The organism is Zavarzinella formosa DSM 19928 (assembly GCF_000255705.1).
GTDB lineage: Bacteria > Planctomycetota > Planctomycetia > Gemmatales > Gemmataceae > Zavarzinella > Zavarzinella formosa.
In genome coordinates, this window is record NZ_JH636441.1 from 905484 (window position 1) to 917559 (window position 12076).

Here is a 12076-nt window from a genome sequence, read left to right on the forward strand (position 1 = left end):
GCGGAAAGAATGCTGGCGAGGTGGGAAGGTTGGCGCAGCCAAGCGATCCGCGCCGGTTATGCGGGTTGCGCCATCATCCGGGCGATTCCACGAAATTTCAACCATAACTTTCGTCGCGTGCGGGTCGGCTTTCGGACGAAAGCGAGGCCAAATTCTCAACGCCATCGGAATATCTTCAAAGCGATGATAAATGGAACGAATCCCCATCCGGCCAGCACGAAGATTTCGCCTCGCACTTCCATGAGGGTTTTCCCCTCCAGCATCACCCCCCGCAGGGCGTCATTCATCGCCGTTAGCGGCAGGGCCTGAATAATCGGTTGCACAGCCTCCGGGAATCGTTCGGACGAGAAGAACACGCCGGAGACGATATACATGGGCAACATCACCAGGTTCATCAGGCCCGAGACGGTCTCGATGGTCTTCGCCCGGCTGGCCACCAGCAACCCCAGACCGGAGAAACTGGCCGCACCGAGGATGATGAGGGTTAGCAACGAAAACACACTTCCGGCATTCTTCACGTCGAACATCACATAACCGAACAACAGCAAGGCGCATACTTCCGGTACGGTGAACAGCATTCGACTGAACATAATGGAAAGCAGGAAGTCCCGACGCTTCATGGGAGTGGCGAGGAACCGCTTCAACAGTTTCCGCACCCTCATGTCAGCCAGCACATAACCAACGCCCCAAAGACCGCCCCCCATCAAGTTCATGCCGAGCAAACCGGGAAGCAGAAAGTCGATGTATCGGCTGCCGGTTTCATCCAAGTGATGTTCGTCCACGGCCGGTTCCTTGGAAACCTGCTTGTAAACAACGGCCTCCACCGCATGACGGGCCAGCACGCTTTCCGGGCGGTTGGGTTCGTCCCACAGTTCGATTCCCTTGTCCGTGGCGACGATAGCCAGGCTGGTCTTGCCGGAGCGAAGACGTTTGCGCCATTCGTCCCCGGTGACGCCTTTCACCTCAAGTCGTTCGTCAGCGGCCAGCGTGGCCTTCAGTTTGGTGATGGCCTCCGAGGAGCCGGCATCTTCCCGGATGTCCACGGTAATGCGTTCGATGGGCCGGTCGCGGAAGGCGATCCCCAAGGCCATCGCCATCAACAGCGGGAAGCAATAGACCCAAAAGACGGCGGCCGGCTCCCGATAGAACTCGCGGAGGCGGGCCATCATTAATTGAAAAAGCGGTGAATATCGGAACATGGTCGAATCCGTGTATGACTGAAGTGGAATCGGGGCGTCAGTCCGCATCCCGCAGTTGTCGGCCGGTGAGATTCACGAACACATCTTCCAGCGTGGCATGCCGGGTGTTCAGCGTGGCGAGCGACTGGCCGGCTCGTTGCAATTCGTTCATCAACGCGGGAAGGGCGAGATGTGGCTCGCCAACCGTGAGGCCGAATTGCCCGGTCTGCACACGGGCCGAGATCACCGACGGCAATTTGGAAAAGCGATCCGCATCAAGGGCCGGGTCGCCGTCGAGGCTGAACTCGATGATGTTTTGGCCGCCAAGCCGGGCAATCAACTCATTTGGCGTTCCAAGGGCGATCACCTGCCCCTTGTCCACAACCGCGACCCGGTCGCACAGTCGTTCGGCCTCATCCATATAGTGAGTGGTCAGCATGACCGTTTTTCCGGCGTCGCGGAACGACTTGATAATGTCCCACAGTTGCCGCCGGGATTGCGGGTCGAGGCCGGTGGTGGGTTCGTCGAGAAATAACAGGTCCGGGTCGCCAACAATGGCGCAGGCGACCGCCAGCCGTTGCTTTTGCCCGCCGGAGAGTTTCACCACATACGACCGGGCTTTTTCCTCCAGCGACACGCGGGCAATGGCCTCGTCGGCCTCGATGCCGTTCGGGTAAAAACTGCGGAACATGGTGACGACTTCTCGAACCGTCAACTTGTCCGCGAGGCGGGTTTCCTGAAGGGAGATGCCGATCCGTTGCCGGATGATGTGGGCCTGCCCGGCCCAATTCATCCCGAGAATTTCCACCCGGCCGGAGGTGGGGTCTTGCAAGCCTTCGAGGATTTCCAACGTGGTGGTTTTGCCGGCCCCGTTCGGCCCCAGCAGGCCGAAACATTCGCCGATGTTGACAGTGAGATTCAGCCCTTTCACCGCCTCGACCGGCGGCCGACCGGGGAAGGTCTTCACGAGGTTTTCACAAAGGATGGCGGGAGGCATTGCTCGTCTTCCAGAGTTGTCGAAGGGAGAATGATAGCAATTCAGTATGAGGAATTGAGTTCTCCCCAACTTCAGATCGTTTCCCGCCGATTTTCAAACATTCATCGTGACATGCCCAAATCCTTTTGTTAACATGCGTTCGCTTGAAGGACTTGACTCAAGCATGGTCACTACTTGCCTGCCTTCCATATGACCGCCCAGAACCCTCCTGCGGCAAAGACGCACATAACGGATCATGGTGATTCCGTTCATTTCACTTTGACAAGGACTTTCATGACAAGCCGCCTTGCTTGACGTGGTCGACGGGGTTTTACCCTGATCGAACTACTGGTGGTGATTGCCATCATCGCCATCCTGATCGGATTGCTACTGCCCGCCGTGCAGAAAATCCGGGAGGCCGCCAACCGGATGAGTTGTTCCAACAAGATGAAACAACTCGCCCTCGGCCTGCACAATTACCACGATTCCAACAGCCTGTTCCCGGCGGCCGCGACCATCGGCCCCGCCGGTTCGGGCGCGTTCGTCACCGGCGGCGGAACACGAGGCGCCCCTTGGAGTGTCCTTATTTTGCCGTACCTCGAACAAACGGCGTTGTACTCACAGTTCAACGTGCTGACGGGGGACTTTGGCGGGTTGTTCAGTTACGACAACGGCGCCAGCCAAGCGGCGATTCAGAAATCCACTCGTTTGACGGCGTTTGAATGCCCCAGTGATCCCAACAGCACGGCGGCGAACCAAAACAGCAATTACTTCCCCTGTATGGGGGGCGGCGCCCCCAACGGAGCCTGCACCACGGGCGTCTGCACCGGGACAGGTTCCTACCGATATGCCGCAGACAATGGCATCATGTATGTGAATTCCAAAAACACCTTCGCCTCGATCACGGATGGTTCCAGCAACACGTTCTTGTTGGGAGAATCCCGCTACATGCAACTGGCCTCCGGCAGCGGCACTTATTACGCGACTTGGGCGACGGCCTTCTACACCGCCGGCGGACCATACTACCCCAACGGAGCGGCGGCGGCGAACGCACCGAACTCAAACACCTGCCGTCCGGCCACCACGGGATGTTGGGATTCCTCGAATCTTTCCTTCGGCGGTTATCACACCGGCGGGGTTAATTTTGCGATGGGTGATGGCTCGGTCCGGTTCATCCAAAACACCATTGACCTGACTGCTTTTCGCCAGTTGGGCGCCATCAACGACGGAGCCGGCACACTTCCATGAATTTAAGATTCATCTCTCTCTCATCGGCAATCTTCTTATTGTTGGTCGGTTGTGACGGTGGCAACAGGGGCCGCGTGGAACTCGAAGGCGTGGTCACCCACAAGGGGACGCCTGTCGCCTTCGGCAGCATCCAGTTCGATCCGGATACCACCAAAGGGGGCAAGGGTCCGCAGGGATCGGCCGACATCGTTGACGGCAAATACAAGACGGCCTCCGGAATGGGGCCAATGCCCGGTCCCCATGTGGCCCGAATCACCGGCTATGCCAGCAAGCCCGATTCGCCGGATGTGAGACCGTTGTTCAGCAATGTTTCGGTTCCGGTGGACATCCCCTCGGGAACCAAAACGCTGCCAATCACGATTCCCGATTCGTCAAAGAAGTAATTGCCGATCTAATTTAAGCAACTCCCCGAACACCGCCCGGAAACGGGCGGTGTTCGTGTTTGTTCCCCTCTGACGATTGGCGTTCCCGGAAGACGATGCCCGAACCTGCCGCCAACCCTATCATCTCCCCTTTGGCAGACCATCTTCGATTTAGGGCCACGGCATGTTATCCGCGAACGAGATCCGGCAGCAGTTCATCGACTTTTTCGTGCAGAAGCACGCTCACACATTTGTGCCGTCCAGCAGCGTCGTTCCGCTGGATGACAAAACACTGATGTTCGCCAACGCCGGGATGAACCAGTTCAAGCCGATCTTCCTTGGCCTCGAAAAGCGGGCTTACACGCGGGCCGTCAACACCCAAAAGTGCATCCGCGCCGGCGGCAAACACAACGACCTCGACGATGTCGGCAAGGACACCTACCACCACACCTTCTTCGAGATGCTCGGCAACTGGTCGTTCGGCGATTACTTCAAGAAGGAAGCCATCGCTTGGGCGTGGGAACTCCTCACGGTGGTGTGGAAACTCGACCCCGAACGTTTGCATGTGACGGTATTCGAGGGTGACAAAGAAAACAACGTCCCTGAAGACATTGAAGCGGCCGGTTATTGGGAAGCGGTCGGCGTCCCCAAATCGCGCATTCATCGTGGAAACAAGAAAGACAACTTCTGGGAAATGGGCGACACCGGCCCTTGCGGACCTTGCACGGAAATCCACTATGACGCCACGCCGGACAAGAGCGGGGCGAAGTTGGTGAATCAGAGTTCCGATCAGGTGGTCGAAATCTGGAACAATGTGTTCATCCAGTTTAACCGGAACCCGGACAAGTCTTTGACTCCCCTGCCTGCCCAGCATGTGGACACCGGAATGGGCTTCGAGCGCATCACCAAGGTCATCCAAGGGAAAACGAGCAATTACGACACGGATATTTTCATCCCATTGATGACGGCCATTCAAGAGGTGACGAAGGCCCCGGCTTACGGCGCCAAACTCGAAGATCGCAAAGACACCGCTTATCGCGTGATCGCCGACCACATTCGCACACTGACGTTCTCTATTACGGATGGCGGCGTTCCCTCAAACGAAGGGCGTGGTTCGGTCATTCGCAGTATCCTTCGGCGGGCCGCTTTGTTCGGCTGGCTTGATTTCGGAATGCGCGAGCCGTTTGTTCACTTGCTGGTCCCGGCGGTTGTCGCCAACTTTGGGGAGGCATTCCCCGAACTGAAACGTGATCCGAAAAAGGTGGCGGCCGTCATTCTGGATGAGGAAAAGTCCTTCTTGCGGACCATTGAGCGAGGGCTGAAGCTTTATCAAACTGCCGCCGAGAAAGCTCAGAAGGCGGGCGGCGTGATCTCTGCCAAGGAAGCTTTTGATCTTCATACGGAACAGGGATTCTTCATTGACATCACTGCCAAACTTGCCGCGGACGGGGGGTTGACTGTTGATCGAGCCGGATATGACAAACTTTTTGAGCAGTTCAAAATAGACTCTGACAAAGGCCGCAAAACCATCATTGTCACAGCCGTTAAAGGCGACCTGCCCAAGACCGATGACTCGCCGAAGTACGTCCCCGGCCCGGTTTCTGCAAAGGTGCTGGGGTGGGTGAGCGACAACACGGTCATCAACACCGGCACACTGGCTGTTGGTGACGAAGTCGGCCTGCTGCTCAACCGCACCAACTTTTACGGCGAACAAGGGGGGCAGGCGGGTGATCGCGGGGTGATTGAAGTCGGGGAATTCACCTTTGAAGTGGAGGGCACGCAACGCCTCGGCGATGCGGTTCTGCACATCGGGGCCGTCACGTCCGGCGAAGTCTCGGTTGGTGATGTGGTGACGGCGCTGCCGGGGACGGAACGCATCGACATCATGCGGAACCACACGGCCACGCACATGATGAACCTCGCGCTGCGGGAAGTCGTCGGCGACCACATTGACCAAAAGGGTTCGCTGGTCGATGCCGAAAAATTGCGGTTCGACTTCAGCCACGACAAACCGCTGACGACGGCTGAAATCGCCGAGATCGAAGCCCAAGTGAACCGGGACATCCGCGAAGACTTGCCCGTCTCCGCGACGATTGTGCCTTTGGCCGAGGCGAAGAAACTCCCCGGCGTGCGGGCGATGTTTGGGGAGAAGTATCCCGACCCGGTGCGTGTGGTGGCCATCGGCACAAGCGACTTGGCAAACGCCGACGACGGCATGTCCATCGAGTTTTGCGGCGGCACCCACCTGAACCGGACGAGTCAGGCAGGCTTCTTCAAGATCGTCTCGCAAGAGAACGTCAGCAAAGGCGTTCGCCGGGTAACGGCCGTCACGGGCCGCAAGGCATTCGACTACGTTCAGGAAATGGCGACCGTTCTCAGCGATCTCACGAGCAAATTTAGTTGCTCTGTCGAAGAGTTGCCGAAGCGGATTGAAACGCTTCAAGAGGACGTGAAGAAACTCCAGAAGACCATCCAAAAGGGAACGGCCGGGGACTTGAACACGGTCGGCGATACTTTGGTGGCCAAGGCTGCCGAGATCAACGGCGTCAAACTGGTGGTCGGCGAAGTGCCAGGCGTTCCCGTCGAAACCCTCCGGGCCCAAATGGACCGCCTCCGGCAAAAAGCCGGTTCGGCGGTCATCGTCTTGGGGTGGAAGAATGAAGACGAAACGGCGGGCCTGATGGTCGGCGTTTCGGAAGATGTCATCAAGAAGGGCGTCAAGTCAAACGACATCTTGAAGCCCGTTGCCGAAGTGATCGGTGGCAAAGGAGGTGGCCCGCCCCACCTCGCCACTGCCGGTGGCAAGGATGCGACGAAGCTTGCTGATGCTCTCGCGAAAGCGGGCGAATTGGCGAAAACATTGCTGCAAAAATAGGCAATTGTGCAATTCTCAATCATTCGGTGAGACTGATTGAGCGAATTGCTAATTCTCCTGTGTCGGCTCAGATTTCGAGCCATTACGGCTCGAAATCTGACCGGTATTGATGGCCAACTCCCGGACCGGTTTTCCTTTTCACCGATCAATCAACCGGACCATTGCAATTCACGCAAATTTCACGCACAAGTCGCAACCTTCGTCTGCCCTGAACTGATTTCACGCCCTCATTCAACATCCTCGTGAATTAGTCTCTGTTTAGAGAAAATGTGATTCGACCCGCACACCCACCGAAAATCCTTTTGAATCACGCTCTCACCAAGGCAATTGAATCATGAGTTTTGGAATCTTCAAACGAGCCGTCAAAGAAGCCGCCTCGCCCGTCAAGCAAGTGGCTGAGACTCCGGCAACCCTGTCGGACATGATGAAAGCGATCAAGCAACTTCCGTCGCTCAGCGAAACGGTTATTCGAGCGATGGCTCTCGCCAATGATGAAAATTATCGCTTCAAGGAACTCGTCGACGTGATGAAGCGGGACGGAGCGATGACCTCGCTCATGCTAAAAGTCGCCAACAGCGTGGTCTACGGCAGCACCAAACCGGTGGAAACGGTCGATCAGGCCGTCATTCGCATCGGCATGATCCAATGCAATCGCCTCATCACCACCGTGGGGATGAAAGGCGCGCTGAAGCCGAAAAATCCCGACGTGGCCAACCGGATCAACATTCTATGGCGACATTCGTTGCTGACGGGGTTCGTCGCCACTCACTTAAATGCCAAACTCGGGCTTGGTTTTACCGGCCAAGAATACACCGGTGCTTTGTTGCACGATATCGGCCGGATTGTGTTTCTTCTGACGAATGAAAAGATGGCGAAGCGGGTTGACCCGCTCACCTTCCGGGAATCTCCTGATATTTTGGCGAGGGAACGGGAGATGATCGGCACCGATCATTGCGAACTTGGGATGGAATATTCGCTTCGGCAAAACCTGCCGGCCAACCTGACGCAAGTGATCCGCTATCACCACATCCCGTTGGGCGCCGACATCAACAACCGGACGCTAACTGATCTGGTTTGTGCGGCCGATCACCTGACGAATTACGCCCTCAGCGAACGCCGCGTGTCTGACTACGATTTCAAATCAAACCCGAGTTTTAAACGATTGCTGGAGAAACAATCCCCGGACTTTGTCGAGGCGTTTCCGAATTGCATCGTCAGAGTCATCAAAGCGGCCACCAAGGAAACTCGGGAGGCCTTGCGAGTCAGCGACTTTTAATCCGGGGGCCGTTGTCACTTGCCGCCCGGTTTCACGAACTCGGTCATCGCGTCCAAAAACGGCGGCAGGTCGAAGTTGCCGAGTTGCTTCATCCGGGCGTTGAACAACTCGGCCGAGGGTTGTTTGTTGTCCGTCTTCGACGTCCGCAATTCCAGCGACACGGCCATGCCGAGAGCCTTTTGCCGGGCCTCTGCCGTTTCCGATGGCGGCAGGGTGACTTTCAATCCCGGGCGCCCGCGCAAGCCATCTTGCAACACCCGGATCGACCAGCCCGTTTGTTGGGCGGTGAAGTAATCGAGGAACAATCCATCCGGGCCGGGGGCTTTGTCCTTCGGTGTGTTTTTCACGAAGTCCAGCCACGCGGTGTATAACTGTTCCGTTCGGGCCGTGTCGAATGGCAACTTCGCCAGATCGGCTTGGAGTTTCCCGCAGGCATCGCCAAGGGGACGGGCCGTTTTGGCCACTTCGGCCGGGATGCCGAACGGTCTGGCGTCGATGGCTTTTTGAAGAGCGGCCGTGGATTGATCGTATTCCGCTTTGATTTTGGCGAAACTCGCGTCTGCGTCGAGCGATTTCAACAACACGCGAGTGCCTTCACCCGGCCATGCAGGCAACGAGGGCCGACCGGGGACGCCGCGATAGCCGCGATCTTGCCGGAAGCTCGGAATCTTCAATTCGTGGTGGCAGGCGTAACAATCAAACAGGGCGAAGTCGAGGACATCATTCGGCCCGGCCTTGCTTGCGGAGTCGGCGAGCAAATCGGCAAACGCCTTCATCGTGCCGACGGAACCGGCCGCCAGATTTCGGGCGTCCGCACATTCGGAATCCATCGGGCGATAGTGATAGCGTTCAAAAGCGGCTTTCGGGTCCAGCTTTTCGATGGCTTCGTTCTTCGGTTGATGATAATGGCCCGGTTCGTCCCGGCAGAAGGTGACCAGTTCAAACGCGGGCAACGGGGGATGCCCGGCCGCGTACATTTCGTGGGTGACGAATTTCCCTTCCTTGACATTGCCAATGTGGCACGACACGCAAACTTCGGTTCGTTTGGCCGGGTCGCGCAGATCGATCATCCCCTTGGCGGCCTTTTGCGCCGGGGTCCATCCACGCCATTCAGCCTGGACATGCAGGCCGTTCCAATCATTGGCGGGTCCGTGACAAGACTCGCAACTCACGCCATAATCGGTGTTGAAATGCTTGTCCGGAATGGGGGCTTCCGGCGTGAGATCCAAGGAGTGACACGCCAGGCACGCGGCCTGTTTGGTGATGTCGTATTTGAGATTTTCCTGCATCTTCGCGGCAATTGGATTCGGCTTACCATCCTCGGGGTCAACCGGGTTGATCCGGCGAAACGCTTGCGAGTGCATGTCCTGCTTCGACCAGGTCACAAACTCGTTGAGTTTGACGAACTGAGTCACTTTGGCTTTGGTGCCGCCCCAATCTCTCTTGGCATATTCCTGATAGGCCAACGAACCTTCTTCGATCCCATGACAGCCGACGCATTGAATAACGCTCAGCGAATCACGCACCTTCGTCGCCCCGGCTTCCTTCTTCGGCTCTTGTGTGCGTGCGGGTTCGCTGGTGATCAAGATCGCAAAGCAACCCCCGCCAGCCGTGAGGAGTGTCAGGAGTCCGAGGCGAAGCAGGCGAGCGGTCATGGCCGTTGCTCCCGTGGCGTGGGATGTTGCAGGTCTTGGAAGAGTTTCAGCACTCGGGCGGGGTCGGTGTCGCGGGGACTGTCAATCCGTCCGGCGGGTCCGACGGGGAATCTCAAGGTTTGTCGAAGTTCGATCAAGGGGTCCGGATTGGTCTTTGCGGTCGAATGGACGGCATATCGGGCGGCCGCGAGGCCGAGATAGTGTTGAGTGGCCTCATCCCATTCCATGTTTCGCAATTTTAGATGATCGGGGGTGAGCGCATTCGCGGACAATCCGAAGGAAATGGCTCGCGGACTCAACGGTTCGTTCGTCAGGGAAAGCCAGCGGTCAAAGTCGGTCATCACTTCGGCGGCCCGCAAACTGATGGTTTTGGGGTTTGCCGTCGGCGACTCGGCAAGCGAAGTTAGATGCTTCAATTTCGCGGGGATATCCAGCGGTTTCACGCCATCACCCCGCGCATCAGCCAGCCACGGAAGGGTGGCGTTATACCACGACCCCCAACGCATTCCCCCAAGGCGGTGGGTGGTGGAAGTCACATTTTTCCATGAGGGTGTGGCCAGTTCCTTGTGGCAGGAGAAGCAGGCATATTCCGAAAGCTCCGGCCAAGTGTTCGCCGATGTTTCCGCTCGGTCGGCCCGCGTTTTGAGCAAGGCGACCGCCGCTCGGGCACAGGCAATCTGGCCGGTCTCCCATGCCTTGGATTCAAACTGCGGATCGCGTTCTTTCCAATGCTTTTGATAATCCGGCTGATGATGATAAGCGGTGTATTCAAACGCCAGCCGGGGATGCCCGGCGGCGATCAGGTCGTGATTCACATCCCGGTTCTCATCCCCCACATGGCAGGAAGCACAAACCCGGACGCGGAAGCCGAGATCTTTCAGCGGATAAAACCCATATTCACCGGCTTGTTGTTTGGCAGAGAGCGACTTCCAACCCGGTTGATAATGGGCGGTTCCCCATTCCCCGGCGGGACCGTGGCAGCTTTCGCAGCCGACGCCAATCGGGGAAATCAGCCGTTGGTCCGGAATAGTCACGGCGTCCGGGGCGTGGCACTTCAGGCAACGCTCGTCACGGTGGGCGGCGATCACCGTTCCGTGCGGACCGGCGAGGTTTTTGGCGATGGTCTTCGATTGGGCGTTGTGCAGCACCGCATAGGCCTTGCGGTGAGGATCTCCCTCGAACCAAGTGAGGGATTCGCTGCCCGGTTCGCCGACGTTGCCGCCGCCGTGACAACTGGCGGCATTGCAACCCAGATGACCGATGCCATGAGCCTGCTTGGGTTGGATGCGGCCGTCCGCCACATCGAAAATCGGTGGAGATGTTGAAGTTCGCGGGGACGACAGAACGTTGGAAATCACCATCAAGGTGACGGCCAGCCCGACGGCCGGTGTCCAACGAATGATGTGGCGTGACCCCATGACGGTTCAACGAGGGTGCGGGTTCCGGAGGTATGGAAGAGTATATCAGATCAAGAGTTGCGAACGCCAACGCAAAACCGAAACCGGCCTCCGAGATTCACCCCCCGGCTTCCGGTTATGCGGGCTTGAGCAATTTTTAGAAATCGTCGGCAGGCTTCCAAATGCTTGATCCGTCGAACCGGCCACTTGCAAATGAGGTTCGGGAGGGGTACAGAATGAGGAGCGGGAACGGGCCTCGGCCGTTTCCCGCCGGTTTTGCAAACCCCGCCAAACTCTCCCCCCGTTGTTGTGAGAACCCCATGCGAATCTGGTTCCTGATCCTGAGCGCCGTTGTCATCGGCTCCCCGGCGTTTGCCCAGTATGAGAGCATCGCCGACCTGAAAGTGGCGAAGCCGGAAGACAAGCAAGACGCCAAAAGCACGCCCGCCCCGAGCGGAGCCTTGGTGTTGTTCGACGGCAAAAACCTCGACCAATGGGTGAAACGGAATGACCCGAAGACCACCGCGACTTGGAAGCTCCTCGACGGCGGCATCATGCAAGTCAACGGCGGGGACATCATCACCAAGGAACTCTTCGACGGCAGCTTCACCCTGCACGTGGAATTCCGCGTGCCGTATATGCCGAAGGCCAGCGGGCAGGGCCGGGGAAACAGCGGCGTCTACTTGCAAGGCCGGTATGAAGTCCAGGTGCTGGACAGCTACGGGCTGGACTCCAAGGACAACGATTGCGGCGGGATTTACACCATCGCCAAGCCGCTCGTGAACGCCTGCAAGGCCCCGACCGTGTGGCAGACCTATGACATCGACTACACTTCCCCCAAGTTCGTCGATGGCAAGAAGACGGAACCCGGCCACATCACCGTGCTGCATAACGGCGTGAAGATCCACGACAATGTGACCATCACCAAGGACAACACCACCTCCGGCCTCGGCGGCGACCCGAGCAAGCCCGGCCCGATCCTTCTGCAAGACCACGGCAACCCGGTGCAATATCGCAACATCTGGTTGGTGAAGAAAACCGCGAAGTAAGTCAAACCACCCGGCAAAATCCTCCTCACTCGCAAGGAGGATTTCATCAAATCGCCCCGC

At 57.7% G+C, this 12076-nt stretch carries 9 protein-coding genes and 1 pseudogene; 6 read left to right on the top strand and 4 right to left on the bottom strand.

What is annotated here, in order from left to right; all coding sequences use genetic code 11:
- Window positions 1–155 precede the first annotated feature (155 nt).
- Complete coding sequence (locus BGIM_RS0120405) at window positions 156–1199, bottom strand: ABC transporter permease (protein ID WP_029630221.1); 1044 nt, start codon at window positions 1197–1199, stop codon at window positions 156–158.
- A gap of 37 nt (window positions 1200–1236) precedes the next feature.
- The gene (locus tag BGIM_RS0120410; protein ID WP_020471589.1) at window positions 1237–2175 is read right to left on the bottom strand and encodes an ABC transporter ATP-binding protein; all 939 of its coding nucleotides are present in this window, start codon (window positions 2173–2175) and stop codon (window positions 1237–1239) included.
- A gap of 306 nt (window positions 2176–2481) precedes the next feature.
- Here BGIM_RS0120410 and BGIM_RS67835 point away from each other — a divergent pair.
- The 5 genes and pseudogenes from BGIM_RS67835 to BGIM_RS0120430 form a co-directional block, all read left to right on the top strand.
- Window positions 2482–2538, top strand: a pseudogene (locus BGIM_RS67835) (prepilin-type N-terminal cleavage/methylation domain-containing protein); the annotation flags it as partial.
- A 15-nt stretch (window positions 2539–2553) separates the two neighbouring features.
- The gene (locus BGIM_RS51480) at window positions 2554–3402 is read left to right on the top strand and encodes a DUF1559 domain-containing protein (protein ID WP_261339983.1); all 849 of its coding nucleotides are present in this window, start codon (window positions 2554–2556) and stop codon (window positions 3400–3402) included.
- 74 nt (window positions 3403–3476) lie between these two features.
- On the top strand, window positions 3477–3785 hold the full coding sequence (locus BGIM_RS57910) for a hypothetical protein (protein WP_157369275.1): 309 nt from the start codon (window positions 3477–3479) through the stop codon (window positions 3783–3785).
- A 163-nt stretch (window positions 3786–3948) separates the two neighbouring features.
- Complete coding sequence (gene alaS / locus BGIM_RS0120425; protein ID WP_020471592.1) at window positions 3949–6639, top strand: alanine--tRNA ligase; 2691 nt, start codon at window positions 3949–3951, stop codon at window positions 6637–6639.
- Window positions 6640–6973: 334 nt separating this feature from the next.
- Window positions 6974–7915, top strand: coding sequence for an HDOD domain-containing protein (locus BGIM_RS0120430; protein ID WP_020471593.1), 942 nt, complete (start codon window positions 6974–6976; stop codon window positions 7913–7915).
- A 14-nt stretch (window positions 7916–7929) separates the two neighbouring features.
- Here the strand turns inward: BGIM_RS0120430 and BGIM_RS0120435 are convergent, their stop codons facing one another.
- A complete protein-coding gene (locus BGIM_RS0120435) occupies window positions 7930–9570 on the bottom strand; it encodes a multiheme c-type cytochrome (protein WP_020471594.1) in 1641 nt (546 codons plus the stop codon).
- Window positions 9567–10988 carry a multiheme c-type cytochrome gene (locus BGIM_RS0120440; RefSeq protein WP_020471595.1) on the bottom strand — a complete coding sequence of 474 codons (1422 nt, stop codon included), beginning with the start codon at window positions 10986–10988 and terminating at the stop codon, window positions 9567–9569. The genes BGIM_RS0120435 and BGIM_RS0120440 overlap by 4 nt, the downstream gene beginning before the upstream one ends.
- Window positions 10989–11287: 299 nt before the next feature.
- On the opposite strand from BGIM_RS0120440, the gene BGIM_RS0120450 reads away from it, so the two are divergent.
- Window positions 11288–12016 (top strand): 3-keto-disaccharide hydrolase, encoded by a 729-nt coding sequence (locus tag BGIM_RS0120450; RefSeq protein WP_020471597.1) that lies wholly within the window; start codon window positions 11288–11290, stop codon window positions 12014–12016.
- The last annotated feature ends 60 nt before the right edge of the window (window positions 12017–12076 follow it).